General features: G+C 59.4%; 22 protein-coding genes and 1 pseudogene. 13 read left to right on the top strand and 10 right to left on the bottom strand.

What is annotated here, in order from left to right:
• Positions 1 to 203 (bottom strand): annotated as a pseudogene (locus tag K315_RS10895) (IS256 family transposase); the annotation flags it as partial.
• 145 nt (positions 204 to 348) lie between these two features.
• Here K315_RS10895 and K315_RS0100370 point away from each other — a divergent pair.
• The 5 genes from K315_RS0100370 (at position 349) to K315_RS09035 (ending at position 4,074) form a co-directional block, all read left to right on the top strand.
• Positions 349 to 867: a hypothetical protein gene (locus K315_RS0100370; protein WP_029575699.1), complete on the top strand. Its 519-nt coding sequence runs from the start codon at positions 349 to 351 to the stop codon at positions 865 to 867.
• A 104-nt stretch (positions 868 to 971) separates the two neighbouring features.
• Complete coding sequence (locus tag K315_RS0100365) at positions 972 to 2,069, top strand: glutamyl-Q tRNA(Asp) synthetase (RefSeq protein WP_029575698.1); 1,098 nt, start codon at positions 972 to 974, stop codon at positions 2,067 to 2,069.
• Positions 2,070 to 2,132: 63 nt separating this feature from the next.
• The gene (locus tag K315_RS0100360) at positions 2,133 to 2,963 is read left to right on the top strand and encodes a YggS family pyridoxal phosphate-dependent enzyme (RefSeq protein ID WP_029575697.1); all 831 of its coding nucleotides are present in this window, start codon (positions 2,133 to 2,135) and stop codon (positions 2,961 to 2,963) included.
• Positions 2,964 to 3,025: 62 nt separating this feature from the next.
• Complete coding sequence (locus K315_RS0100355) at positions 3,026 to 3,289, top strand: acylphosphatase (RefSeq protein WP_033521216.1); 264 nt, start codon at positions 3,026 to 3,028, stop codon at positions 3,287 to 3,289.
• Positions 3,286 to 4,074 carry a class C sortase gene (locus K315_RS09035; RefSeq protein WP_052316521.1) on the top strand — a complete coding sequence of 263 codons (789 nt, stop codon included), beginning with the start codon at positions 3,286 to 3,288 and terminating at the stop codon, positions 4,072 to 4,074. The genes K315_RS0100355 and K315_RS09035 overlap by 4 nt, the downstream gene beginning before the upstream one ends.
• Here K315_RS09035 and K315_RS0100345 read toward each other — a convergent pair.
• Positions 4,069 to 4,746: a hypothetical protein gene (locus tag K315_RS0100345; RefSeq protein WP_029575695.1), complete on the bottom strand. Its 678-nt coding sequence runs from the start codon at positions 4,744 to 4,746 to the stop codon at positions 4,069 to 4,071. The two genes, K315_RS09035 and K315_RS0100345, sit on opposite strands and share 6 nt — an antisense overlap.
• A gap of 351 nt (positions 4,747 to 5,097) precedes the next feature.
• Between K315_RS0100345 and K315_RS0100340 the strand changes: the two genes are divergently transcribed.
• Positions 5,098 to 5,718 carry a rhomboid family intramembrane serine protease gene (locus K315_RS0100340; protein ID WP_029575694.1) on the top strand — a complete coding sequence of 207 codons (621 nt, stop codon included), beginning with the start codon at positions 5,098 to 5,100 and terminating at the stop codon, positions 5,716 to 5,718.
• Between the two features lie 23 nt (positions 5,719 to 5,741).
• Here K315_RS0100340 and K315_RS0100335 read toward each other — a convergent pair whose 3' ends face one another.
• The 7 genes from K315_RS0100335 to K315_RS0100295 all read right to left on the bottom strand — a co-directional run bounded on the left by K315_RS0100335 (position 5,742) and on the right by K315_RS0100295 (position 17,050).
• Positions 5,742 to 6,806, bottom strand: coding sequence for a LacI family DNA-binding transcriptional regulator (locus tag K315_RS0100335; RefSeq protein WP_029575693.1), 1,065 nt, complete (start codon positions 6,804 to 6,806; stop codon positions 5,742 to 5,744).
• Between the two features lie 59 nt (positions 6,807 to 6,865).
• A complete protein-coding gene (locus K315_RS0100330) occupies positions 6,866 to 9,079 on the bottom strand; it encodes a beta-galactosidase (RefSeq protein WP_029575692.1) in 2,214 nt (737 codons plus the stop codon).
• Positions 9,080 to 9,205: 126 nt separating this feature from the next.
• Positions 9,206 to 10,171 (bottom strand): carbohydrate ABC transporter permease, encoded by a 966-nt coding sequence (locus K315_RS0100325; RefSeq protein ID WP_152571495.1) that lies wholly within the window; start codon positions 10,169 to 10,171, stop codon positions 9,206 to 9,208.
• Positions 10,172 to 10,312: 141 nt separating this feature from the next.
• Positions 10,313 to 11,254 carry a carbohydrate ABC transporter permease gene (locus K315_RS0100320; protein WP_029575690.1) on the bottom strand — a complete coding sequence of 314 codons (942 nt, stop codon included), beginning with the start codon at positions 11,252 to 11,254 and terminating at the stop codon, positions 10,313 to 10,315.
• A gap of 206 nt (positions 11,255 to 11,460) precedes the next feature.
• The gene (locus tag K315_RS0100315; RefSeq protein ID WP_029575689.1) at positions 11,461 to 12,819 is read right to left on the bottom strand and encodes an ABC transporter substrate-binding protein; all 1,359 of its coding nucleotides are present in this window, start codon (positions 12,817 to 12,819) and stop codon (positions 11,461 to 11,463) included.
• 1,934 nt (positions 12,820 to 14,753) lie between these two features.
• Positions 14,754 to 15,431: a hypothetical protein gene (locus K315_RS0100305; RefSeq protein WP_029575687.1), complete on the bottom strand. Its 678-nt coding sequence runs from the start codon at positions 15,429 to 15,431 to the stop codon at positions 14,754 to 14,756.
• Between the two features lie 1,079 nt (positions 15,432 to 16,510).
• Positions 16,511 to 17,050 carry a hypothetical protein gene (locus K315_RS0100295; RefSeq protein ID WP_029575686.1) on the bottom strand — a complete coding sequence of 180 codons (540 nt, stop codon included), beginning with the start codon at positions 17,048 to 17,050 and terminating at the stop codon, positions 16,511 to 16,513.
• Between the two features lie 249 nt (positions 17,051 to 17,299).
• On the opposite strand from K315_RS0100295, the gene K315_RS0100290 reads away from it, so the two are divergent.
• The 5 genes from K315_RS0100290 to K315_RS0100270 all read left to right on the top strand — a co-directional run bounded on the left by K315_RS0100290 (position 17,300) and on the right by K315_RS0100270 (position 22,725).
• Entirely contained in the window at positions 17,300 to 18,262 is a 963-nt protein-coding gene (locus K315_RS0100290; RefSeq protein ID WP_029575685.1) for an Abi family protein, read from the top strand.
• Between the two features lie 466 nt (positions 18,263 to 18,728).
• Positions 18,729 to 20,819, top strand: coding sequence for a heavy metal translocating P-type ATPase (locus K315_RS0100285; protein WP_029575684.1), 2,091 nt, complete (start codon positions 18,729 to 18,731; stop codon positions 20,817 to 20,819).
• A gap of 69 nt (positions 20,820 to 20,888) precedes the next feature.
• Positions 20,889 to 21,125, top strand: coding sequence for a heavy-metal-associated domain-containing protein (locus tag K315_RS0100280; RefSeq protein ID WP_029575683.1), 237 nt, complete (start codon positions 20,889 to 20,891; stop codon positions 21,123 to 21,125).
• Between the two features lie 110 nt (positions 21,126 to 21,235).
• Positions 21,236 to 21,544: a hypothetical protein gene (locus tag K315_RS0100275; RefSeq protein WP_029575682.1), complete on the top strand. Its 309-nt coding sequence runs from the start codon at positions 21,236 to 21,238 to the stop codon at positions 21,542 to 21,544.
• Between the two features lie 521 nt (positions 21,545 to 22,065).
• Entirely contained in the window at positions 22,066 to 22,725 is a 660-nt protein-coding gene (locus tag K315_RS0100270; protein WP_029575681.1) for a Crp/Fnr family transcriptional regulator, read from the top strand.
• Positions 22,726 to 23,026: 301 nt separating this feature from the next.
• Here the strand turns inward: K315_RS0100270 and K315_RS09030 are convergent, their stop codons facing one another.
• A complete protein-coding gene (locus K315_RS09030) occupies positions 23,027 to 23,908 on the bottom strand; it encodes an ADP-ribosylglycohydrolase family protein (protein WP_033521208.1) in 882 nt (293 codons plus the stop codon).
• Positions 23,909 to 24,253: 345 nt separating this feature from the next.
• Here K315_RS09030 and K315_RS0100255 point away from each other — a divergent pair, with 345 nt between their 5' ends.
• Entirely contained in the window at positions 24,254 to 24,397 is a 144-nt protein-coding gene (locus tag K315_RS0100255) for a hypothetical protein (protein WP_155804608.1), read from the top strand.
• Between the two features lie 117 nt (positions 24,398 to 24,514).
• The gene (locus tag K315_RS10300) at positions 24,515 to 25,057 is read left to right on the top strand and encodes a hypothetical protein (protein ID WP_211219724.1); all 543 of its coding nucleotides are present in this window, start codon (positions 24,515 to 24,517) and stop codon (positions 25,055 to 25,057) included.
• Positions 25,058 to 25,532 lie beyond the last annotated feature (475 nt).

Genomic DNA, 25,532 nt, shown 5'->3' with positions numbered 1-25,532 from the left:
GGGCGCAGGCCCCAGCACCAGGAGGTCCTCTTGCGGAACGCGCGCGACCCGGACGGCTGCGGCGATGGCGCGAGCAGCCAGCCGAGGAACTCCGCCAGCTCGGCGCGTCTGCGCCTGGACAGGTCACGTACCGCGCCCGTCGTCCTGCAACCCGGGCACATCCAGCGTTGGCGTCCGAGCCGGTCATGGCCGTTCTTCTTCATCCTCGCCCCGCACAATCCACACTCCGGGGCCCTGTTCGATCGTGTCCTCATCACCCCATGAAGACACAGGAACCAAGTCCGACACCCCGACACGCTTACGGGCACAACGCCTGCGGGGATTATAAGCAATAACTTTGGTTCCTATATGCCGGAAGTTTTCGGGGATTGGGCCATGCCTGACTATCGGCGGATTGCCGCTGAACTGGGCCGCACGCCCGAGTCCACGGTGTTCTCTATCGAGGATAGTGATTATGACAGTGGCGGCTGGGCGAGTTTTATCGCAATCCGCCTGGCGTGTAGAGGTGCGGAGCCTGAGATTCGTGACGGATACCAGGTGACCCGGTACGCATCTGTGGTGATATGCAGAATCGCCCCGTTGGCCGCGCTGATGAAGGTGGTGGAGGCGGGGGTGGCATTGGACGGCAAGGGTAGCTTTAGCAAACTCCCGGTAGCCGATGATTTGGTCTCTGCCGTGCCATGGGATACGCGACAGCGCATCCCCGAGATCCTGGCGAACTATGGGTATCAGATACTCGCCCCCGAAATCGGCCGCTTGCGTCTGCCTGATGGCTTGGGGGTGGATACCCTGCTGACCAGCAAGGACGAAAAAGACTGCTACATCGGGCATCATGTTTTCGATGCCTGGTTCCACTGGATGGATTGAATGGACCGGCCGTGCCGTGCGTTCCATGTGTTCCGTGCGGACCCGGCGACAGATCGGGCGACAAGGGCTGCACGGCCGGATACACGGGCGGATAGACTGCAAGCGTGGAACATTCAGCGGTTATCGGGCGTCTGGCGCCATCGCCGACCGGGCGCATGCATATCGGCAATGCGTATGCGGCGCTCGCCGCTTGGCTGGGCGTGCGGTCACGCGGTGGGAAACTGATCTTGCGAATCGAGGATATCGACGCCCTGCGCGTGGTGCGGGATGCTGACCGGTGGATCATGGATGACCTCCACTGGCTTGGGCTGGATTGGGACGGCGACCCGGTCTATCAGTCATCAAGACTTGACAGATATCGACAGATACTTGATGCCCTGCGTGGTATGACGCTGGACGATATCCTGACGCGCGATATCTTGCGGCTAACTGCCCAGACAGGCGTGTGCCCAGACTTGAACGTAGGGCCGCACGAGGAATCGCCGCTCATCTACCCGTGTTTCTGCTCGCGCGCCGACATTCGCGCCGCATCCGCCCCGAACGAGGGCGATGGTTTCATCATTTACCCGGGAACGTGCCGTCGCTTGTCTTCCGCCGAGCGCAACACCCGTATCGACCACGGTGACCGCCATTCCTGGCGTATTGCGGTGCCTGGGCGAGCCAATCCCGTGGGCACGATCGTTTTCGACGATGAGGTGTTCGGGCCGCAACGCATCGATGTGGGGCGGCAGGTCGGCGATGTCGTCATCCGGCGTTCTGACGGGTTGTTCGCGTATCAGTTCGTCGTCAGTATCGATGATTTCGATATGGGCGTCACCCAGATTGTGCGCGGGCGCGATTTGCTGCGGTCTACGGCGATCCAGTTGTGGATTCGCCGCGCGTTGGAAAGCGTCTCGCCGGCGCAGACATCTCCCGCCACATCGCCCGCAACCGCACCAATACCGCAGTTCGCGCATCTGCCGCTGGTCGACGACCTTTCCGGCAAGCGTCTGGCCAAGCGCGATCGTGCCCTCGATCTGGGCGTGCTGCGCGAGGAAGGCGTAAGCCCCGAACGCATCATCGGCTATTGCGCATGGATGCTGGGGCTGCTGCCGCAGCCTGTGCCTTGCCGTCCCTCCGACCTGCTCGATGGTTTCACGTGGAACATCATCGCCGAGCATCGGAACGATCATCGTTGCGATACACAAGACCTACTACGATGAGGACCAGGAAAACAGGACAACCTGCGGGGGCGAGCCGTGTCCGCGGGCGGATGTGAGGCATGCATGACAGCGTATATGGATCACAAGGATCTGGCGAACGAGACCATTGACGAGGGCCGGGCGCAACAGATTGCGGACGGCGTGCATCGCGTGCTGGACCGCATTGCCCAGGCGGAGATGGAGGCCGGCCGAGAGCCGGGTTCGGTCAGGCTGCTCGCCGCCACGAAAACGCGTGATGTCGGTGAGATCATAGCCGCCATCGATGCCGGCGTCCGTATGATCGGTGAGAACCGCCCGCAGGAGGTCGTCGCCAAAGCCGAGGGACTGACTCGGCAGTGTGCCCTGCGCGGTTTTTCGCTGGGTGCGGCCGCCGGTGAAGGGAATATGCACGATGACGATCCCGAGCATCACATCCCCTTCCATCTCATCGGCCAGTTGCAAAGCAACAAAATCGGCAAGGTGCTGCCGGTGGTCGAAACCATCGAATCCGTTGATTCCCTTGATTTGGCGCAGAAAATAGCCCGTCGCGCCGTCGCGCGCGGCATCACCGCCGGCGTGCTGCTGGAAGTCAATGAGTCCGGTGAAGAATCGAAGTCGGGGTGTGACCCGGCTCAGGCCGTCGATCTTGCCCAGCAGATCGGAACGCTCGAAGGCCTTGATTTGCAAGGCCTCATGACTATCGGCGCGCATGTCGATGACGAAGCGGTGATCCGCCGTGGCTTTGCCCACTTGCGCGAGATGCGCGATCGGATTTTGCACGCCGGCACGCCCGGTACAGCGCACTGCCACGAGCTGTCGATGGGCATGACGAACGATATGGCGCTCGCCATCGCCGAAGGGTCGACCATCGTGCGCGTGGGGACCGCGATTTTCGGCCCGCGCGCGTTCATCTGATTCCAGGTCGGCTCGGTATGGCGTCACAGACGGACAGACCCTCATCGCATTCACGTGTGCATATGCTGGTGACCGGCATGGTGCAAGGCGTGGGATTCCGCTATTTCACGGTGATGGCGGCGCGTCGGTTCGGGCTGACCGGCTGGGTGTGCAATCGTATGGACGGCTCGGTCGAGCTTGAGGTGCAGGGCGAAGGGATTGACCTGGAACGTTTCGAGCGTGTGGTGGAAGCAGGCCCACGCTGGAGCCGTGTCGAGCATGTCGATATCGATGTCGTGCCGCTGGCGTCGGGAGAGAGGGATTTTTCTGTCCGTTCGGATCGATGATTTTCGGTGTTGTGTTGCGACCGATTGTGCGCGCATGGTCAACGGGACGCCTCGCCACAATCGCGGACAATCATGAACGCGCCGTGGCGGCGTGGCCGAGCGCAAAACGCGGGCGGGCGCTCGCTCAAGCGAAGGCGTATAACCGTTGGCTGACGGCAAGCGGGCAGCCGACACTCGGTGTCGCCCAGGACAGCCAAGCCGCCGAAGCGTATCGATTGGCGCTTGAAACCCAGGATGGGGTGATGGGCACCATTTCGATTCCATCGATAGGGGTCCATTTGCCGATCAGACACGGTACATCGTCGGATGTGTTGTCCGCGGGTGCCGGGCATTTGATGGGAACGAGCCTGCCGGTGGGCGGCTCATCGACCCATGCGGTGATTACCGCCCATCGCGGGCTCGCTGGAGCATCCATGTTCACTCGGCTCGATGAGATGGCCGTCGGCGACCGCTTCTCCCTGACGGTGCTTGGCACGACGATGACATACCGCGTTGACCGGGTGACGGTGATCAAGCCGGAGGACACCGCGATATTGCGGATTTCCAGCACCGAGGATCGGGTGACCCTGATGACCTGCACGCCCTATGGCGTCAATACGCACCGGCTGTTGGTCTCCGGGGTGCGTGTGCCGAACGCTACTGCGGAGGCCGGTCGGGGGCGCACATCGCATGCGGGGCCGACGACGCGGGTGTGGTGCTGGATTGCGCTCGCTGCCGGCGGACCTGTTATCGGCGGGGGAATCGGATATCTGGTGTGGCGCTGCCGGCGGAAGTCGGGCTCATAGCCCGTGATGCATGGCATGGGCGCGGATGGTTGGTTCCTCGTCAAGAGTGACGGGTGGATACTCGTCCGGATGATGGACAAAATCTCGGATAAGCAGCCACTGCCGGCGTGAGATGCCGATGCGCTCGTCCGGGCGGATCATCAGCAGGGGCGCCGCAGGCTTCCACGTTTCGATGTACTTGGCTCGCGCGGGGTAGCATTCCTCGTCATCAAGCCAAATGATTGGCGACGGGTCTTCCTGGTAGGTCTCGAAGCGCAGGCGGGAGAATATCGTGTCGAGTTTGCCGGAGAATCGTCCCTGATTGGTGACGGAATCGTACCAGCGTACGGTATGTACGATGTCCGAATTCCAGCCGAGCGCAGGGTCGAGAGTGTTGACGCAATACGGCTGCCAGGTGGTCAGCCAGGCCAGTTCGACCATGCCGGCGACGGCGAGCTTGTGAAACCCGTCAGCCAGCTCGCGTGACCAGCGGAGACGGTATCTGCCGGGCGGCACCTCGACCACAAGATTGCCGGTCAGCGGAAACGCGTGGTCACTGCTGTATAGGGACGCGCGTGGGTCGTCGGGCTTGAGCCACCCGGTGTGCCCCACTCCGCCGCGGCGTTGGATCTTGCTGTCGGGGAAGGCATTGAGGACGCCATCGAAATCGGTGTAGATGACCGGGCGGTTCATGGCGTCCTCCTTCCCTGGACCTTGGACGATTCCCGTTCGCGTTGCCGACACGGGTGTGGATGGCCTGCACATCAAGCGGTGACGTGCAAGACACTGTACTCCCGCGTCGGGAAGTTCGCGGTGGCATAATCACAGCGACTTTTGCTGTGGTTTGAGTCCGGACAAGACCTAGGCGCACTGGCTCAAACCGCCCGTTCCTTGACCCCGCCCGGCGGTACAGTCGAGGTATCCGCACCGAGATATCCGCAGTCGGAAAATGCCGGCGGTCCCTGAAATCCGAGGGTACGGAACGGGGCGCGCCGCTCCGGTAACGGACCGTTGCGGTGAAACGCGTAGTGAAGGAGGCCCACGATGGACACCATTGCCCAGACGGCGGCGACCATCGCCCCGGCGACATTCGTCCTGATTGCAATCAACGTCATCGTGTTCATCATCGAAACCGTCTCCGGCGGCAGCACGAATATCGACGTCGCCCGCCGGTTCGGCGCGATGACGGTCTGGGACCTCGAACATGGCCAATGGTGGCGCATGATCACATCGATGTTTGTGCATTTCGGCATCACCCACTTGGCGTGTAATATGCTCTCCCTGTTCAATTTGGGTGTGCTGGTTGAACGGATATTCGGCTCGGGCCTGCTAGGCGGGTCCCTCTTCATGCTGGTGGTGTATTTCGTCTCCGGATTGTGCGGCAACCTGCTGACATGGCGGGTCCAGAAATCCCGCGGCGAATACTATGTGGTGTCCGCAGGGGCTTCCGGTGCGATATGCGGTCTGTTGGGCGTCTATGTGGCGATGCTATTCGTCCCCGGGCTCAACCAGTTCCTTGACTTCAAAGCGGTGTTGCTCAACGTGGCGTTGTGCATCGCACCAGGTCTGACGAATAAGGAAATCAACATGTGGGCCCATCTGGGCGGTCTGATCGGCGGCGTCGTGGTCACGCTGGCGTATTTCGCCGTGCTGTTTGCACGGTGATGCGGCGCGGGTGGCTCATCGCCTTACGCCCGGGTGGTCGCCCGGCGGATTACCCGGGTCGCGCGCACGATATCCTTCGGTTTGATCGGCTTGTCGCTGCTGATCCGCTCGAGAATCCGCTCGACGGATGTGGGCGCAATCCAGTCAATCATCGAATCCATAGTGGTCAGCGGAGGCTGGAAATACGCGGCTTCGTCGATATTGTCGAACCCGATGACCTGCACGCCGCCGGGGACGGCGATGCCGTTGGAAGCGAGCGTGAACAGAGCGCCCATCGCCAGCTGGTCGTTGAATGCGACGATTCCATCAAACGGGATGCCGGTATCGATGAGGTGTTGCGCCATTCGTGCTCCTGAACCGATCGACCAGTCCTTGCCGGTGTCACCGATCAGATGCGGGTCAAGCGATAGCCCGCGCTCCGCACATTCCTCAAGTACGCCGCGCAAACGCAGCTGGGCGTTGCCTTCGGTCGCTTCCAATGCCAGCGCCGGATCCTTGGACCCGTTGCGGGCGCCGATTACGGCGAGTTTGCTTGAGCCGTGGTCAATCAGGAATCCGGCGGCCTGTCTGGCGGCTTGCACGTCGTCGGTGGTGACGTGGTCGGCTTTGCCATGGGCGGAGCGGGCACCGAGGCAGACGAGGGGATATTCCACGTCAAGATCGTCTTCGGTCAAATCATCGGCTTCCGAAACGGACAGGATCATCCCGTCGGAGACGGTGGTGTTGAAATTGGCGAGAAGTGAGCGCACGCCGGCTGCAGGGTTTTCGGCGTAGGTGATTACGTATACGGAATATCCGCGGACTCGAGCCGCATCGATGACCTTATTGGCGAGTTCTGACAGATACGGCGGGGTCAGGCTGGGAACGGCGAGCGTGATGACCCCGGTGTGGCCGCGGTTGAGATTGCGCGCGGCGACATTCACACGGTATCCGAGCTTGTCGATGACGTTCTGGACTTTCTCTCGCGTGGCGTCGGACATGCGTCCCGAATGGTTGATGACGTTGGAGGCGGTTTTCAGCGAGACTCCGGCTTCTTCGGCCACTCCGCGCAAGGTCGCGCGTTTCTTGCCCTGTGTTGATTCGCTCATATCGCCTCCGTTTTCGTCTGATTCTATCCCAAAATCAGGGCGTGTTCCCGATTTCGGCGCTATTCATCGGCGCATGGTGTCGTAAGGTTTCTCATGGTGATGAGCACGCCGTTGCGTTGCAATGTGTATGAGCCGGTGTTGGAGCCGGGTGAGCCGCGGAATATGACGAGCGGCTCGCCCGATACCTGGCTGATTTTCGCGCCCTGCTTGCCGCGGGCGAAGTAGAAGTCGAAGGCAGTGGTGTCGCCGATACGCACGGTGTGAAGCACGTCCGGATTGGGGGGTGCGCTCGTTGCATCGAGGTTGAGACGAATGAACGTCGTGAGGTCGTTGACGTCAAGGTCGCATCCCAGAAAATACGCGATGCCTTTGCCGGCCCGGTTGCGGGTGATCGCCGGTACGCCGTCCAGGTCCCAATCGTCGGCGGCGTCGCCGTGATAGAAGGCAAGCGTTTGCGCATGCGGGTCGGTGACGCTGATGACGTTCTGCCACAATCGGCTCGTCGCGGTGGTGTGACTGTTGGTGGGGTCAGAAACCGCCTCGGCCGCCGTCAATGCGATCGCGTCGGCATCCCCATCGGCTTGGGGTCCGATGATGTTGAACTCTTCGCCGCGAATCCCCAGCATGGAGCGCAACAGTCCCTGACCGGCTCCTGGATATCCGCCCAGCCCGACGTGGAAGTGCTCGTCCACCAGTCCGGTGGCATATCCGATGACCACTGTGCCGCCGGCTTGCGCGAAATCAAGGATTCTGCGAGTGTCAGCATCGCTGAGCATCAAGACGGTGGGTAGCACGATGGTGTGGTACCCGCTCCAGTCGTATGCCAGTGGCACCACGTCGGCGCGCATGCCGGTGTTCAGGAACGCCTGATACCAGTCACGAACGTCATGCCAATGGTCGAGTTTGCCGCTCGGCAGGGTTTGCGAGCGCGTCGCCCACTGTGATTGTGCGTCGAACAGGATGGCGGTGTCGCTGCGTTGCAGTCTGCTACCCGCCAGTCCCGTGTCCGCGAGCCGGTCCAACGTCTTTCCGAGTGCACAGACCTCGCGGAAGAGCGCGGTGTCTTCGCCCGCGTGGGGGAGCATGGCGGAGTGGAAGGCTTCTGCGCCAAAGGCTGAGGCGCGCCATTGGAAGAAGTTGATGGCGTCGGCGCCCATGGCGATGTGCGCGAGCGCGTCGCGGGTGAGCTCGCCCTTGCGTTTGCGCGCATTGAGCGGTTTCCATTGGACCGCCGAGGTGGAATGTTCCATCACGTACCATGGGCGGTTGAGGGCCAACGAGTCGACGAGCGCATCCGAACAACTCAACTCGTCCAGGTGCAGGGTTCCTTCGTGGAAGTAATGGTCGTTGGATACGAAATCCACTTCGTGCGCCCATTGCGCGTAGTCCATGGCGCATTGGTCGGTGGAGATCATGAAATTCGTGGTGAACGGCTTGTCCGGGCATATTTCGGCGATGGCGTCGCGTTCGGCCTTGTAGAAGTCGAGGAGCGCATCATTGCCGAACCGTTCGAAGTCGAGTTGCTGTCCGGGGTTGACCATCGCGTCCGCGCCCATGTAGCGCGGGATGAGCACCTGGTCGAAATCATGGATTTCCTGTCCCCAGAACGTGGTGCCCCAGGCGGCGTTTAGCGCGTCGATTGAGCCGTATGTGCGCCGGCACCAGTCGCGGAAGGCGCGTTGAGCGTCATCGGAGTAGTCCTCGCGGTTGTTCCAGCCATATTCGTTGCCCATATGCCATGAGGTGACATAGGGGTTGCGGCCGTAGCGTTCGGCGAGTTTGCGGCACATGGTGAGCGCGTATTCGCGGAACACCGGGCTATTGGGACTCCAGGACTGCCGGGCGCCGGGGCCGACCACATGCCCATATTTGTCTCGGGGCAGAACCTCCGGATGGGCTTCATACAGCCATAATGGGGCTGTGGCGGTCGCGGATGCGAGGTCGACGGCGATGCCGGCGTGCCCGAGCTTATCGATAATCAGGTCGAGCCAATCGAAATCCCAACGGTGTTCTTCCGGTTGGATGCGGTCCCAGCTGAAAACTGCCAGAGCGACGGTGTTGACGTGTGCTTCACGCATCAGCCTGATGTCGTCGTCCCACACGGTTTGCGGCCACTGGTCGGGGTTGTAGTCGCCGCCGAAGATGATACGGTTGCGCCTGCTCGCCGCCGACGGTGTGGGGTGATTGCCGTTGCTTTCAGTCTCGTTGCTGTGAGGGTCTTGACTGGGCGCTGCTGGGCTGAGTACTGCTGGCCATTGGAAGGTGCGTCGCATATGATCACGCTCCTATGCTGTGTTGTGCGATGTGCTGGGTGGTGGCGGGGTGCGGCGGTTCGGTGCTGCACCCCGCCTTGGGGTTCGGACAATCCAGCTGATTGCTGTGTCGGCTAGTCGTCTCGGCTATTCCTTGACTGCGCCTGCCGCCAGTCCGGACTGCCAGTACTTCTGCAAGCACAGGAACGCGATGACCAGCGGGATGATGGTGATCAGCGACCCGGTGATCACGAGGTTCTGGATTGCCTGCCCACCAGCGGTGGATGCCTGGTCCTTCCACTGGTTGAGGCCGATGGTCAGCGGGTACCAGTTGGAATCCTTGAGCATGATGAGCGGCAGGAAGTAGTTGTTCCAGGTGGCGACGATGGTGAACAGCGAGGTGGTTACGATGCCGGGCGACAGCAGCGGCAAGGAAACCTGGAAGAAGGTGCGCAGCTCGGAGGCGCCGTCGACGCGGGCGGCTTCGAGGAGTTCAGTCGGTACGGCCTGTTCGCTGAAGATCCACATGAGATACAGGCCGAAGGGGCTGATGAGCGAGGGGATGATCATCGCCCAGGGCGTGTTGGTGAGGTTGAGCTGGGCGAACAGCAGGAATTGGGGGACCGCCAGGGCGATGCCGGGCACGGAGATCGCGCCGATGATCACGGCGAATACGACTTTACGGCCGGGGAACCGGAATTTCGCGAGCGCGTAGCCGCCCATGATGGCCAGCAGGGTCGCGCCGCCGGCGCCTACGATCACGTACAGCAACGTGTTGAGCAGCCAACGCCCGAAGATTCCGCCGTCGTAAGTGAAGACGGTCCTGATGTTGTCCCACAGAGCGAAGGTGTGGCCGAACCCGAGCCCGAATGTCGAGGTGAAGTCGGATTGCGTCTTGGTCGCGTTGATGGCGAGGTAGACGAAGGGGAAGAGACAGTAGACGGCGAAGATGCCGCAGACGAGGGTCAGCAGGGTGCTTCGGCGTGGGTTGGCCACGTTGGCGAAACCGGCCTTCGCTGCGCGCTTGCGCTCCGCGGCTTCATCTTTTGCCACTCTGCGCTGGCGTGCCTTTTCCGCTTGTTTCGCGGCGCGTTCCGTCTGCCGTGCGGTCATGGCGGATTGGGGTTGTTGTTTGATGGTGCTGTTGGCTGTAGCGGTGTTGCTCATGATGGGTCCTTTGCTGGTAACTCGTGTGGATGCGCGGGCGGCGCTTGCGGGTGTGCCCCGGCTGCGTTGCTGGGGCACAAGGCCGGCTCACTTCATCTGTTCCTTCATGCTCTTGAGCTGGACGACGTAGGCGATGACCATGGTGATGACGGCCATCGTGATTGCGAGCGCCGCCGCATAGTTGCTTTGCCCACCGGCGAAGCTGAGGTTGTAGGCGTACATGTTGGGTGTGTAGTACGTGTTGATGGCGTTGCCGGGCACCATGTTCTGCATGATGGATGGCTCGTTGAACAGCTGGAAGGAGCCGATGATCGAGAAGATCACGGTGATGGCGAGGCTGCTTTTCAGTTCCGGCAGTTTGATGGATTTGATGGTCTGCCATTCGCTTGCGCCGTCGATGGATGCGGCCTCGTACAGGGAGTGCGGGATGGTGGACAGCGAGCTGTAGAAGATCAGCATGTTGTAGCCGGTGAACTCCCAGGTCACGATGTTGCCGATGGATGCGAGCAGCACGTTTGGCGCAAGCAGGTCGAGGTGGGTACCGAAAGCGCTGTTGAACGAGCCGACCAGGCCGTATTTCGCGCCGTACATAAAGCCCCATATGAGGGTGGAGACGACGGCGGGGACCGCGTATGGCAGGAAGGTCGAGATGCGGAAGAATTTCGTGCCGTGCAGCTTCATCGAGTCGAGGGCCAGGGCCATGGCTGCCGCGAGGAACAGCATGATCGGCACCTGGATGACGGTGAACAGCGCCACGCGGCTGACCGCGCTCCAGAACTGCTGGTCGTGGAACAGGCGGATGTAGTTGGCGAATCCGACGAATTTCGTGCCGCCGATCATGCGCTTCTGGAAGAAGCTGATGTAGATGGCGTACAGGATGGGGATGATGAATACGAAGATGAATACCGCTGCGAACGGCCACATGAATTTCCACCCGCGCCAATCGGCCTTGTGCTTGTTGACGGGTGCATCATTCGCGGATTGCTGTGCCGGGGCGGTTGCGGCTGCGGTTGCTGCTGCTTGGGTCATGATTTCCTTCTTCTTGTATTGATGCGGCTTCCCATGCACGCGTCGTTGCGTTTGGCTTGGGATGCCGTGTGGTTCCGTGTGTTGCGAACGGTTTGGAAGACGGTGTCGCGTGCGGAAGACGAGAGGCGGGACGGCTGTGAGCTGTTCCCGCCTCTCGTGTGCGGCTGTGCGGCTGCCGCCGGGGCAGGTCTGGTGTCGGTCGGGTGTCAGCCCTTGTTGGTCACGGTGTAGCCTTGCTGGTTGCCGTGGTCGGTGAGTGCCTTGCCGTAGTTGGCGAAGGCCTGCTCGAGGGTGATGTCCTTGCTGTACGCCTTGGAGATCTGGTCGCCGAAGCTGGACTGCGCGTACGGGTTGTACGGCAGATAGGAGAACTTGGTGACCTTGCGCTGGGCGGATTCGGCGAGGATCTTGTTGACGTTCTGACCGCCGAAGTACGCGTTGACCTTCTTGTTCGCCGCGGTGTCCGGATCGGTGAAGTCCTTCGAGTTCAGGATGCTCTTGAGGGAGGGGAAGGTGCCGGTGTCAGCCATGGTCTGCGCGCCCTTGCCGTGGGTGAGATACTCGGCGAACTTGTAGGCAGCGGCCTGCTGCTTGGACTGGCTGACGACCGCGAGGGCGGAACCGCCGTCCTCGGCTGCGGCCTTCGCGCCCTCTGTCCATTGCGGCAGCGCGGCGACACGCCAGTTGCCCGCCTGGTCGGGGGCGCCGTTCATGAGGTTGACGGGCATCCAGCCGCCGATGGTCAGCGATGCGATGGTTCCGTCATTGAGTTCACGGTTCCAGCTGTCGGACCAGTTGGCGGTCTTCGTGTCGATGAGGTCTTCGTCGATGAGCTTTTGCTGGAAGGCGATGTACTTCTTCATGCCGGCGTCTTTGGTCATGCTGATGGTGATGTTCTCCCCGTTGACCTTCCACGGATGGGCGCCCGCCTGCCAGGCTTGTGCGGTGAACGGCTGGTATTCCATGGAGGAGCCGGAGTTGTTGGTCATGTACGAGCCGATGGCCTTGACTTTCTTGGCGGCTTCGTAATAGTCGTCCCACGTCTTGATTTTGGTGCCGTCGACGCCTGCCTTCTTGAAGACCGCGTCATTGTAGAAGAACATTTCCGGGCCGGAATCGATGGGCAGGGCGTACGGCTTGTTGTTGTGCTGGAGTTTGTTCCAAGGGCCTGCGGTGAAGTCGTCGGCGAGCTTGGTGGCGCCGAACTGGCTGAGATCCGCCAAGTCTCCGGTGACGGCGAACTGGGTGACGGTCGGGTCTTCGAGCATGACCACGTCGGGGGCGCCCTTGCCGGCGGCGATGGCGTTGCTCAGTGCGGTCTGGGTGTCGGAGGCAGTGCCGGTGTTGTTGAATTTGACGGTGATGCCGGGGTTCTTCTTTTCGAAGTCTTTGATGAGGCTGCTCATGGTGTGGCCGGTGTCCCAGCCCCAGAAGACGAGACTCGCCTTGCTGGTGTCTCCGGTGCTGCCTTTGCTTGCGGTGCTGTCGCCGCCTCCGCAGGCTGCGAGGCCGATGATGGTTGCTGCCGCGGTGAGTGCTGCCAAGGCTTTCTGTGTGTTGTGCATGATATTTCCTCTGACTGCTCTGTCTGTTTCTTCAGTTGTTGTTGCTGTTGGTTTCGCTGTCGGACGGGGCGTGCGATGTCTCGTCCGACAGCCGGGCCGGTGGTTTGTCGGGCCACTGGTCACGGATCCTGCGGAGCGGTGTGTGGGAGGTTTGCTGTGCGTCGGGAGGATGACGGCCTGACGCCGGTTGATTGGCGACATATGCGTGGTACATCGTTGTATCAACTCAGGAAACCCTTACATCGCTGCTCCTTAGAATCATGTCGGTAACTACCTGGTGCAACTGTGTACCATTACCTGACATGATACACGGTTGTACCATGTTGTCAAATTCCTGGACACGCCTGAAATTCTGCGGTTTTGATGTGTGGTGTATTGGGGCGGGCGTGATTACTTGAGGCGTTCTATCCAGCTGAAATGCGATGCCGCGCCGCGCGCCGCCGACCTAGGCCTTGGCTTGATTGCTTGGCGTTCCATGCGGCTGTGTGCGGAATGCGGGCGTGTGAGTAATACGAGTGTGTCGCGCGAGATTCAGGTAGTTGCAATAGGCGTGTCCGGTTGCGTACAGGCGCGTGAGATCGCGCCCAAGCGCGTGTGGCGTTTGACGTGCTCGTATCCCAAATGCACGCCGCAGGAAACAAGGGCAGGATACTGTCCGCCATGGGTGTATATCAGGTTCCACGGCGAATCCTACGGGAGCACCCACTCGCTGATGAAACACCAAACAATACCAATAGGAAACCGGACAGCCCAAACCGTCCAGAATGGATGACGAAACTGTCCGGAAAAAGTGATGACACCGTACAAGTCAACTTGACGACATATACCGCAAAGCGCGCGGCTGTCCTTTGTGCGGGGTGCCGCCGATATCTTCGGGCTGGAACGCAGTTCGGTCCGTGATATCGGATTCGGGTGCCGCCGGAGAACTGGACGTGAGCTCGCCGGATGAGGCGCTGTCTCGATATCCTTGTGATTCCAATAAGTTCTGCGTGCCTTGCGGGCCGGTTACTCACTGTGGGCGGGCTGATTCGCAGATTGGTCCCTGATTGCGGATTCAGTCCGGGAAAGGAGACGGATGACGATGCTGGGTGTGAGCATGGGCCGTGTGATTCCGCGTGGTTCCGCCATTTTCCGGCCGGGCTGAAATCTGCGCCCTTGCCTCTTCGGCGGTGCTGGTGCCAGATTCCAAGACTGATTCGCGGATAGGACTCTGATTTAGGATGTAGTCCGCGCCCGGTGATGCTGTCGGGCCGCTTCCATGCACCGGACTAACGGGAGTCTTGCGGTTCCGGGGTTTTGGATGATGCCCCTGTGCACGCCTGATCCGGTAGACCGGGCCCAAGGCTGGGATTCGTGGACTGATTCGCAGATTGGTTCTTGATATCGAATCCAGTCCAAGGGAAGTCGTGGATATCGATGCCAGGCGGGAGTGCGGAATCGCGTGATTGAGCCATTATCCGGCTGGACATCAATCCTTGCCCTGGCCCGTTCGGCGGTGCTGGTGCCAGATTCGTGGACTAATTCGCGGGTAGGTCTCTGATTTCCGATTTGGTGCATAGAGGGGAATGGGTGGCGGGTCTGTGCGAAAAGCGCTGGGATTGCTGGAGTCTTGTGGGTCCGCGGTTTTGTAATGACTCCAGGGCATGCGTCCGGTTCGGCCGACCGGGCCCAAGGTTGGGATTCGCGGACTAATCCGCGAATCGGTCCTTGATTACAGATTTGATCAGAGTCACTTGATTTTCCCCATCTGCCCCGTATGCTGTCCGCACACGCGCAGCCTGCAATCTGCGCGCGCATCTGCCGGGATTGGGGTGCGTCGAACCCTGATGCGCGAGATGCGCTGCGGCAGGCACTGCAAGATTCGCGGATATCGCAGATAGTCGCGAACCGCGCTTTAGCATTTCATGCACCCATGCGCCGGCCAAAGAACTCAATCAGAATCCGAGATGTCCCGGATACTCGCGGATGGTCGGTTCCTCGTCGAGTGTCAGCTCGGGGAATGTCTCAGGCTTCCTGATGAATTTCTGGATGATGCGCCACTGCCGGCGGCTGATTCCGATTCGGGCGTCCGGCCGCACCATGAGGACGGGCGCTTTGGGGGAGAGTGCGCGGATTCTGTCCGCCGCGGTCTCATAGCACTCCTCGTCATCCAGCCAGATGACCGGCGATGGGTTGGCTTGGGTGGCTTCGAAACGCACGCGCGAGAAGACTGTGCTCAGTTTTCCGGTGTATCGGCGTTCATAGGAGATGGGGTCGTACCAGATGGCGGTGTGTTCGATATGCGGGTCCCAGCCGAGCAACGGGTCGAGGATCCGTGAACAGTACGGTTGCCAGGTCGTCAGCCAGTTGAGTTCGATATCGCCTTCGGATGCGAGTCGATGCAGGGTCTGCGCGATGTTGCGCGACCAGCGGATGCGATAGTAGCCGCATGGGGTGCGCACGATGTCGTCGCCGGTGAGCACGAATGCGCGTTCTGTGCTATAGAGCTGTGCACGTGGATCGTTGTCGTCGAGCCATTGCGTATGCCCGACCCCGCCGTTGTCTTGGATTTCCTTGTCGGGGAACGCGTTGAGCACCCCGTCGAAGTCGGTGTACAGCACCGGCCGGTTCATTGGCTCTCCCTTCGTCATGCTCTGCGACCGCCGGACCGGTCTGACGGCCCGCGTATTCCTATGTGATGGTACGTACGTTCGCTAGCATACCGCGGAATGTCGCGGAATTTGGGGAATTGCCCGCAGTGTCGTGCTAGTTGTGTCGTGCTGTTCGTGTCGCGATGTGTGTTGGGGCTTCGCGTGTGCCGTATGTGTGGCAGCTGTCGTGCGTGTGGAACCGTCGTGCGTGCGGTAACGCCGGTATCTGCGTGTGGCGTGATCAGCTGGTCGCACTACGGCTCAGTACAATCGCTCGGTGCAATCGATGTTGATGCCGATGCCGCCGGTGTCTGCCCGCTATCTGTTCACTATCTGTTCGCGGCGTGACTGACCTTCCGCACGGCGGTTGAATACCGTTGCGACCTGCTCCGTTCGGCCTGGTTATCTGCCTGTTGTGTGACTGGCCGGTCCCATAGGCGCCAATGTACCGGTGGCGATCAACCTACTTGGCTGGGCTATCGTCTTGCCGTGTGACGTATGAGTCTCACAACCGCAGGATAGTGTTCGTCGTTGGTGGAGTGGGGTCAGTATCTGACCATCATGCGATTGCGGTGTTGCACGACAGGTGAATGCCATCGGTACCGGACCTGTTGGCTGACATCGGTTGGCTGACATCGATTGGCGGTATCTGTTCGCGATGCAGCCGGGCGTCTACCCGGGGGAAGTGAGCTTGCTTATCGCAATCGTGCAAGATGGTCATCAAGAGCGCGATGGAATTCCGGCGCGCGCATGAACATGTCGGCTGTCGTGTCTGACGTGATGCTTTGTTCCATACGATTGCTCCTTTTCTAGGCACCCGCACTATCAGCTACCACCGTAACTCGAAAAAGTGTCAACATCGACACTTATTTCCGGAAAAAAGTGTCGATTACAACACTTTTTCCAAAAAGCAGACACGGGGCATGTTACGTTGGGGAACGCGAGAAGGGAAAATCGCCGTAAAGCGAGTGTCGTGCAGACCCGGAAACAGCCAATGGCGTATCTGCACTGCGCGGGCGCGTCGAGCGTGCGGCAGCGGTCGACGCGCCCGGTATCGGCGGTTACCGGTGCTGGTTGATGAGCTTGGCGAGTTCCTCCGCGCGCTGATGACGGCGCTTGGCGCGTTTCGAGAGGAAGGGAAACGGTGTCACGGGGAATGGGCGCTCGGTACCGTCGTCGAGGGTGAGAATCAGATTGCGGCTGCGCGCATCCTCGCGTATAGAGCTGATCGATCGATAGGGGATGATCTCTGTCCCCTCGGGGTCGATCTCCAACCCCCACACGTCGTCGACCGTCGTGTCCGCGCCCTGCTGCACCGACACGTCGCTTTTCCACAGGTGCAGCCTGGGGCAGCCGAAAATCGCGTCCTCGAGCATGAAGACATACCCCGACAGCGTGCGCTTTCCGTTAATCGACGCGATGTCGTCATCGCCCCACTCCACGATGCCGTAGTCCACAAGCCCGCTTTCGCCGCTATGGCAGGAGCCGGCGGTGCCTGCGGCGATGGCAGCCTCGCACTCGCTGACCGGGCGGTATCCGTGCGTGCGCGCCGTTTCGTCCGCGCAGGCCGGCCAGTAGCCGGTGATGTTTCCTGCCTTCATGGGTGTTCCTTCGTTCATTGGGTGCCGTGCGTAGTCATGTCTCACATGATAGGCTCCGCTCGGCGATGCCTGAGTTGACTTTCTTGGGCGAATATGGCATAATAATCTGCGCGATGAAGCTGGGCAACGCCCGGTTCGCTAAACCGCCTTTCGCTTTTGTGGGAGGCGGTTTAGTGCATCAGAGGGCATCTGAGGTGCCGAGGAAGATTGTCTAGAAGAAATACGAAATACCGAGGGGGCCGTATTCCAATGGATAAACCATTCCTGACACTCGACGAGCAGGTTAATCGTCTGGAGAGCCGCGGCCTACTGGTAGATACACGTACGCGATGGATTCTGGAGCGCGAGGGGTATTACAGCGTCGTCAATGGATATAAATGGCCTTTTCTTGATGAAGGTGAGAGCGCCAAGGCCGGGGATGACCGATACAAGAGGGGCGCGTCTTTCCATGACATATATCGTTTGTTCTCGTTCGATCGCAAGCTGCGGCATCTCGTGTTCGAATACACCACGCTTGCTGAGGCCACGTTGAAAACTGTGGTGGCTTATCGGTTTAGCGCCGAGCATCGTGACGAAGTCAATCCATATCTGAACCCTGACAATTATGCTGCGGACAAAAGCGAAAGTGCGGGGACGCTGATTCAGATTCTCCGGAAGATTATCAAACCACCGGCGCATGACCGACAAGAGGGGCGGAATCGTTCCGATTGTCAGTCGTATCTCTTGCATTATCAAGAGAGGCATGATGGAGAGATTCCTCTGTGGGTTCTGACCAACGCCATGACCCTCGGTCAGACTTTCTGGCTCTATCAATGCGTTCCCGCTAAGGTTCGCGGTGCTATTGCGGAAAGTTACGAGAATCTCTATGCCGATTCCCATCGGCATCGGCTGCCGGAGAAGACCATCAGTGTGAAGAGGCTTGATGCCATCTACCAGCGGGTGCGACAGTTCAGGAATATCTGTGCACACGATGAGCGTCTGTATTGCGCCCATCCGCACGAGAGGAATGCCTCGGTCTGGCAATTGATTCAGGACTTCATGTTTGTCGTTGACAAGAAACGGTATCAGGAGTTTCTACAAAGAGTTAGTTCTCTCGTGCGCGATTTGCGGAAAGATCTATCTGGATATTGGGATGTGGTTGTTCGTGAGATGGGATTTACCGATTTCGAATCGGAGATGAGCGAATTGATGAGCAAAATCGAGAAGCTGTAGCTGCATCTCCGGGTGTTCGATACAGTTCCAGGGGTGTATTTCTCGGTTTGTGGGGTCCTTTTCTGGGGGTGGGGCGAGTATACGGACCAAAAGCGTTGCAATTGCGTCGGCGTCTCGCGCCGCGGGACCCGCAAATCGGCGGATAGGTTTTCGCACGTGTATCGAACACATGATGGATGCCAGAAAACCGCGGGATCATGCGGTTTTGCTCTTTTGTCAACGGACTCGCGCGGGTGTCTGCATAGGCGGTGGTAGAGACTTCCGACGCGAAAGGGCGCCCGAACGCTTCCTATGGCCTGTCTTCTGCCGTCGCATCGTTCCACCCGCCCGTCTCGCCCCGCCACCTCCAAAAACATCCCGAAGGAATTCCCCGAACTTGACGGTGGTCAATGTTTTCCCGGCGCGTCGCCCGTATCTTGGGCACCATCAGACATCGCGACAGACACCACGAAAGGAGTCCCCGCCCATGCAGAGTTTCATCCTGCGTCACAAACCGCAGCTCACCATCATCAGCGGCGCGCTTATCGCCGCCGGCCTGGTCGCGCGCTTCGCCCTACACTCGCAGCCGGCCTACGCCGCGGCGTTCATCGCCGCATCGATTATCGGCGTGCTGCCGATCCTCATCCAGGCGGTGCAGGCGTTGCGCGTCAGGGTCATGTCCATTGACGTGCTCGTGAGCATCGCCGTGTTCGGCGCTTTCCTCATCGGCAGCTGGGACGAATCAGCCATTGTCACATTCCTGTTCCTCGTCGGCGGACAGATCGAGCGATACACGTTGAACCAGACGCGCTCGGCAATCAGCGCTCTCACCGATATGGCGCCGCAATCCGCCGCGGTCCGCCGCGCCGACGGCACTTTCGAAACCGTTCCGGTCGACGATGTGCATGTCGGCGACATTGTCAAGGTAACGACCGGTGATCGTATTCCCGTCGATGGAACCGTGATGTCGGGCACCGGACTCGTCAACGAATCCGCGATTACCGGCGAGCCTATCCCGGTTGACAAGGCCGCGGGGTCGAGCGCCTCCGCCGGCACCCTGCTCGATGATGGCATGCTGACCATCCGCGCCGACATGGTGGGTGAGGACACCACGTTCGGCAGGATCATCGAGCTCGTCGAAAACGCGCAGGACTCCAAATCCAAGGAGGAACGCTTCATCGACCGCTTCGCCACGTATTACACGCCGGCGGTGCTCATTATCGCCGTTATTGTTGGCCTGGTGACGCGTCGTATCGATCTTGCGATCACCATGCTTGTGCTCGGCTGCCCCGGCGCGCTCGTCATTGGCGTGCCCGTGTCGAATATGGCGGGCATCGGCAACGGCGCACGCCACGGCGTACTCATCAAAGGTAGCGAGGTGACGCATCGGTTGAGTTCCGCCGACACGTTTGTGTTCGATAAGACCGGCACGATTACGGTCGGCGTGCCGCAGGTGACGGATGTGAGACGCTACGACGATGACGGTACGCCGGTCGCAAACGATACGGGAAATGGGGCTGGCGGAGCGCATATCGGCAGTTTCGAGGAAACGAAAGACGTGGCGGCGCGCGATTCTTCCGTTCCTGATTCTTCCGTTCCCGATGCGAGTGCTCTTGATGCTGGTTCGGGTCCAGCCCATGATGATGTCGTGCGGTACCTTGTCGGGGTTGAATCACAGTCTCAACATCCGCTTGCCAAAGCCATCGTGCGGTATTTCGGCGATACTCCTGTCCCGCAGGTGGACCAAGTGTCGGTTGTGACAGGCGGCGGTATCAGCGCCGTACATGACAATCATCGGATTCTCGTCGGCAGTCCGCGCTTTCTGGAAGCCGATGGCATAGCACTCACTTCCAGTATGCGTGAGGATGCCAGTGAGCTTGAAATGCAGGGGGATTCGCTTGTGGCTGTGGCCGTCGATGGCAGTATCCGTCTACTGCTTGGGATTCGCGATCGTCTGCGCCCAGGCGTGGCGGAAGACATCGCACGGCTGCGTCGTCTCGGCGCGAAAACCATCGTGTTGCTTTCAGGAGACAACCAACGTGCTGTCGATCTCATGACGGCGAAACTCGGTTTCGACCGCGCAATCGGTGGCTTGCTGCCCGATGAGAAGGCTGCGGTCATTTCCGGTTTGCGCGACGATGGGCACCGTGTGGTGTTTGTCGGCGACGGCATCAATGACAGCCCGTCTCTCGCGCTCGCGGACGTAGGCATCGCTATGGGAAATGGCGCCGACGTGGCTATTGACACCTCGGATGTGGTCCTCGCTGATTCCGACTTCTCGCGTCTGCCGCATGCGTACGGCCTGGCGAAGCATACGGTACGCAACATGCGCGAGAACATTGCGATTGCAGTGGGTACGGTAGCGCTATTGCTGTCCGGGCTAGTGCTCACCACGTGGCTCACCATGGCCGTGGGCATGTTCGTCCACGAGGCGAGTGTGCTGGCGGTCATTCTCAACGGCATGCGACTGCTGCGTTACCGGACTGGCGGAAATCATGGAACCCATCACTGGAATATCAGAAAACTTGATGCCTATCAAGGACAGCCACGGTCCGTTATCGATACCGTGGTGGCATAACCAATGGTCCCGGCTGCCAGCCGGGGATACCGGTCGGTGAACACCACCGGCATGAAAGGAGATACCAAGATGAACACCGCAACGCTGAAACTGGATACGCTAACCTGCCCGTCGTGCATGCTCAAGATCGAAGCTGCCGCACGCAACGTGCCGGGAGTCGACCAGGATACTGTGCACGTCTCGTTTGCGAACAGCAAAGTGACGTTCCGGTTTGACGAGGATCTCACCGATGCACAAACTGTTGCACACGCCATCGAAAAGGTCGGATATCCTGTGCTTTCCACTCAAACCGCGGTGCAACGGTGATAAGCGACAAACGTATGGTGCTCGACGTTGCCGTGCCATTACGCATGCACGTCATCACCATCGGATGAGTCACACGGAACCTATGAATTCAGCCACTTGAAAGGACAGTTATGACAGCATTCACCGACTATCTCGTAGGCCATGCAGAGCAACTCGACTTGGGTACGCTCGCCATCACGCGCGCGCATGGAACGCATCATCCTGAAGTGTTCGAGATACGCAAGCGTTACGAAACCATTCGGGATCGAATCGCGTTGGCTAATGGTGCGCAGCCCCAGATCGGCGACGAGCTCACGCGAATCAGGGATCTCACCAATGGCTACACGATTCCAGATGATGCTTGCCCCACGCTTGCGGCAACTTACCGTATGCTCGAGGAAGCGCATCGCATCTACGAATCCGCGAACGAAGGAAGGTAACCGCACGATGGACAAAGCCTTGCCCGACCAATGAACAATCGCATCTGCCAATCCCCGGACGAGGGAAGGCGACCCTCACCTCTTCCAGCGAATGCCGGACCGCATCTGTGAATCCGCGAACGAGGGACGTGCGCGGTAAACAAGCCTGTACGGTAAAGAGTCCAAGGCGAGTGGTCTCGTGAGCGCGGTTCGGCATTCATGGCCTGCTATTGATGGTCTGCCATTCATGGTCCGGTATTGAAATGTTCCGATGCCGGTCCATGAGGCTGGTTTCGTAAGGACGGTAGTGTGAGGACTGCCCCGTGATGGCGGCTTTGCAGAACGATTGTGCGCATCGTCCGGGCCTTCACGCAGGCTGGTCTGCCAGTCCATCCCGTGAGGATGGTGTGCAGAACGACCGTGTGAGATGATTGCATGGGACCCGCCTCACGAAGATGCTTCGTGTCGAAGGTTATCCTTGTCAGTTCTCAAGGAAGCTTGCATGGCAGTGGCTCACACGATGAAGGGAAGGAGACGATATCATGCCTCAAGACTTGTGTGTGCAACTGGTACCGCTATTTCAAGACCTCAGCGGTGAAGACCAGCTGAATATTCAACGGAGTACCAAGTTCCGCACCTTTCATAAGGGCGATATCGTTTTCTCCCCGCACTCCGATCCTCAATTGAGTATCGTGGCCAAGGGAAGCATGAAGGTCTATAGAATCACCTCCAATGGTCGTGAACAACTGTTAAGAGTGATTGAACCAGGCGGCTACGAAGGCGAGAGCCAGCTGTTCGGTGCCAGCAACCAGAACCTGTACGGGGAAGCGCTCGCCGACACCATGGTGTGCGTCCTGCTGCGCCGGGATTTTATGCGTCTTTTGGACGCGCATCCGCAGCTGAGTATCCGACTGCTCTCCACCATCGCCAGCAAAATGGCGAAGGTGGAAGAACAGACGCAGTTTCTCACGATGGGGCGAGTCGAGGAACGTCTTGCGTCGTATCTGCTCGACCTGTCGAAAAGCGCCGGTGGCTCGCGGCGTGTCCGAATACCGATGACGATGAAGGAACTTGCGTCATATCTGGGTACCACGCCGGAAACACTGTCGCGTAAGCTTCGATACCTGGAAGATCGACAGATCATCGCGAGGCAACGTCGAGACGTGGTCATCCTGTCTTCACGACAGCTCGAAGAGATCTAACGAGGGCAGGAAGTGCTTATCCGAGATATCCAAGATATCCAAGGTGCCCGGGACATCCGAGATACCCGAGGTGCCCGGTATGTCAGGGAGCCCTGAGACACCCGGGATTCTCGAGATGTCGGGGATATCCGTGACATCCTGGTACCTGCTAGATATCTCGACCGGTAGCGTTGGAACGCCAGCGTGGATTTCGCGGCGTGACATCCTGGAACGCGATATATATCTCGACCCTGATGCCGGTGGAATCGCCAACCCCATTCCAGCTCCGCCGCAGCCGGTAAAGCAAGCCGATCCGCACTGTTCAGTTGTCTTCTGGAAGATTGGTGCAACGGTCAATCACATCCTTGCCACGAAGCAGATGCAGCCATTCATCCGGAATCGCACCCATACCATAGACGATTCCGGCAAGACTACCCGCCACCGCGGCTGTCGTATCAGTGTCCTCTCCCAGATTGACTGCTTCAAGCACGCAATCCGCATACCTCGTGGTGGTGGTCAGACACCAGATCGCAGCCGCCAAGGTGTCGATAACAAAACCGCTGGATGCAACGTCCTTTCGATTCAGTTTTGGGATGATTGTCAAATCATCAGCCCCTACTCCTGCGGTGGTTCTAGAAGCGACTCCGCTCAAACCGTATGCGACTCGTTTGTCATGCAATGCCTCGAGCGGCGACACGCCATCCCGCAGCAACCGCGCATACCGAACATACGTGACGCATGCTTCACAACTTATCGGATGAGCGTGCGTAATCGCGCTCACTGAGCGGATTTCGTCGTCGCCGGCATCCGTGAACGCCAGCGGGACGATGCGCATGAGCGAGCCGTTGCCGTTGTCGCGCTCGCCCGCCAATCCGTGCCCGATCGCGAGTGCGCTCGCTGTAGCGCCGCCTATGTCGAATCGCCGGTCAACGTTGTAGTCCTGGCTGTCGCGCCACCGTATGAACTTGTCACGCATATCCGCAACGTCCACTCTGCCGAGCTCCCGCAACGAATCACAGGTTGCCAAGGCCATCCCAGTGTCATCGCTCCATGTGCCGACGGGCTGGTGCCAAGCCCCAACTCCACCTCCGACTTCGACGCTTCCATTCGCGCGGTCCCGTGCCATGCCTGTGCATGTGAAAGTACCGCGAGCCCTGAACTCGAATGGGACACCCAATGCATCGCCGACAGCTTCCCCATACATGGCGTCTCGCAGCGTCCGCGCGGACCCATCTGCCGGCTTACCCCAATGCCAGATTGTGTGCTGAACCATCATCTTTCCCTTCTGTGTTGGCCGATTCTGGTCTGCCGTATTCTCGCAGTTCCTTTGCCTGCGCCCCTTCTTTGTGGAGCGCCATCGTTACTTCCGAGTGCGGTGGTTCGCAACCGGATTGAGTATCATCGTATCGCCGCGACACGCCGATACAGACAGTTGCCGATAATGGCATGTCCAGGCCGAAAATGGGATGCGCACCCATGTGCGATGCCGTGTACCAAGAAAGGTATGAGAAGCACGAGGGAAACGAACAAATCACTCGAGGAGGAGTTCATGATGAACGAGTCGTTTGGCAGAGCGGGCTACGGCGAAGTTTCTAACCAAGAACGCCAATCGGCTGATACCTTGATTGACGATGATTCCCAACCGATCCGCATCGAATTTCCCCGGATGCAGCAGACGGCACAACGCGAGTAGAGACAAGCCGCTGACGAGAATCGTAACGCCTACAAAATCCCGATTGCAGCAGCCGTCACCGTCACAATCGCGTGGATGATTGCGTCAGTATTCGTTAACAGATTCGTGCGAAGCATCATGTTCGGCATTACGCCAATTGGGTTTGCCGCCATCACTGTCCTGGTCGCGCTTCGATGGCGAAAACAGCCTGAAATCTGTACTCGAGCTCGCATTTGGGTGTTGAGATTCGGCGCAATCGTCACCGTCCTGTGTGCTGTCTTGTTCATGCCATCCGCCGTCCGACACCTCCTGGACGTCCCCTATCTTGATATGCCGAAACGAGTTGTAATCACCAAACCGAGTGTGAGTTACGAAGAAGGTACTTGGCACGGTGCGGCTGAAGCCGTCAATGATTTGCTTGACCATACGCCGGAAAGCTATTACGTTCAGGCGCAGGCAACACTGCAGCATCTGTACCCGCAAAAATACCGCATCGGTAAACAGGATTTCCTGGCATGCCAGGAGGCGATGAATACGCGGGGAGAAGCATCGGAACATGATGACGGAACTTGGTATGGGGTGCTTGATTACCTTCCGCATTCGAAAGAAAGTGTGTCACTCAGATGTGCAGTTGGGGCACCGCCGTCGGATGGTTCACTCGAAACAACGTTGACTGATTGAATCGGGAATAGTCGGGGTACGCAAATCTGGCTCGGGGTGCGGCAATGGGTATGAGGGCAACCGGATTTAGCTGCGACTAAGCGCGGTGTGCTGGTGTTGTGGGTTGTTGGTGGGTTTGTCTGGTGGTTTTGGTTGTTGTTTTGGTTGGTTGTGTGTGGTGTTTTCGACACGCCGGTGTTTGGGTGTGTTTTGTAGGGTTTGTGGGGTGGTGGTTGGGTGGTTGGTTTGCGTGGGTGGGGTTGGTGGTGTATGTTGTTCTCTTGCTGCCGCTCGCGGGCCGGCTTCCTTTGGGGGGTTGGTTTTGTCGGGTGTGTGGTGGTGGTTTGAGAACTCAAGAGCGTGTCTGTACTACTTTTTTATAGTCAATGATTGCCAGTCCGGTCCCCGCTTCCGTGCGGGGTGTTTGATTGTCCTGCGTGGGAGTCCGCGAGGGCGGTTGATGGGGGTCGGGGTTTTCGTGCGAGTCGCCTTTCCT

Source organism: Bifidobacterium thermacidophilum subsp. thermacidophilum DSM 15837, from assembly GCF_000426425.1.
Taxonomy (GTDB): Bacteria; Actinomycetota; Actinomycetes; order Actinomycetales; family Bifidobacteriaceae; genus Bifidobacterium; species Bifidobacterium thermacidophilum.
This window is presented reverse-complemented; position numbering and strand designations above follow the sequence as displayed.

What these genes read in the sequence shown, in the direction of transcription:
- K315_RS0100370 (WP_029575699.1), top strand. Translation starts at nt 349, where the DNA reads ATGCCGGAAGTTTTCGGGGATTGGGCCATGCCTGACTATCGGCGGATT.
- K315_RS0100360 (WP_029575697.1), top strand. Translation starts at nt 2,133, where the DNA reads ATGACAGCGTATATGGATCACAAGGATCTGGCGAACGAGACCATTGAC.
- K315_RS0100355 (WP_033521216.1), top strand. Translation starts at nt 3,026, where the DNA reads ATGCTGGTGACCGGCATGGTGCAAGGCGTGGGATTCCGCTATTTCACG.
- K315_RS09035 (WP_052316521.1), top strand. Translation starts at nt 3,286, where the DNA reads ATGATTTTCGGTGTTGTGTTGCGACCGATTGTGCGCGCATGGTCAACG.
- K315_RS0100345 (WP_029575695.1), bottom strand. Translation starts at nt 4,746, where the DNA reads ATGAACCGCCCGGTCATCTACACCGATTTCGATGGCGTCCTCAATGCC.
- K315_RS0100340 (WP_029575694.1), top strand. Translation starts at nt 5,098, where the DNA reads ATGGACACCATTGCCCAGACGGCGGCGACCATCGCCCCGGCGACATTC.
- K315_RS0100335 (WP_029575693.1), bottom strand. Translation starts at nt 6,806, where the DNA reads ATGAGCGAATCAACACAGGGCAAGAAACGCGCGACCTTGCGCGGAGTG.
- K315_RS0100330 (WP_029575692.1), bottom strand. Translation starts at nt 9,079, where the DNA reads ATGCGACGCACCTTCCAATGGCCAGCAGTACTCAGCCCAGCAGCGCCC.
- K315_RS0100325 (WP_152571495.1), bottom strand. Translation starts at nt 10,171, where the DNA reads ATGACCGCACGGCAGACGGAACGCGCCGCGAAACAAGCGGAAAAGGCA.
- K315_RS0100320 (WP_029575690.1), bottom strand. Translation starts at nt 11,254, where the DNA reads ATGACCCAAGCAGCAGCAACCGCAGCCGCAACCGCCCCGGCACAGCAA.
- K315_RS0100315 (WP_029575689.1), bottom strand. Translation starts at nt 12,819, where the DNA reads ATGCACAACACACAGAAAGCCTTGGCAGCACTCACCGCGGCAGCAACC.
- K315_RS0100305 (WP_029575687.1), bottom strand. Translation starts at nt 15,431, where the DNA reads ATGAACCGGCCGGTGCTGTACACCGACTTCGACGGGGTGCTCAACGCG.
- K315_RS0100295 (WP_029575686.1), bottom strand. Translation starts at nt 17,050, where the DNA reads ATGAAGGCAGGAAACATCACCGGCTACTGGCCGGCCTGCGCGGACGAA.
- K315_RS0100290 (WP_029575685.1), top strand. Translation starts at nt 17,300, where the DNA reads ATGGATAAACCATTCCTGACACTCGACGAGCAGGTTAATCGTCTGGAG.
- K315_RS0100285 (WP_029575684.1), top strand. Translation starts at nt 18,729, where the DNA reads ATGCAGAGTTTCATCCTGCGTCACAAACCGCAGCTCACCATCATCAGC.
- K315_RS0100280 (WP_029575683.1), top strand. Translation starts at nt 20,889, where the DNA reads ATGAACACCGCAACGCTGAAACTGGATACGCTAACCTGCCCGTCGTGC.
- K315_RS0100275 (WP_029575682.1), top strand. Translation starts at nt 21,236, where the DNA reads ATGACAGCATTCACCGACTATCTCGTAGGCCATGCAGAGCAACTCGAC.
- K315_RS0100270 (WP_029575681.1), top strand. Translation starts at nt 22,066, where the DNA reads ATGCCTCAAGACTTGTGTGTGCAACTGGTACCGCTATTTCAAGACCTC.
- K315_RS09030 (WP_033521208.1), bottom strand. Translation starts at nt 23,908, where the DNA reads ATGTATGGGGAAGCTGTCGGCGATGCATTGGGTGTCCCATTCGAGTTC.
- K315_RS0100255 (WP_155804608.1), top strand. Translation starts at nt 24,254, where the DNA reads ATGATGAACGAGTCGTTTGGCAGAGCGGGCTACGGCGAAGTTTCTAAC.
- K315_RS10300 (WP_211219724.1), top strand. Translation starts at nt 24,515, where the DNA reads ATGTTCGGCATTACGCCAATTGGGTTTGCCGCCATCACTGTCCTGGTC.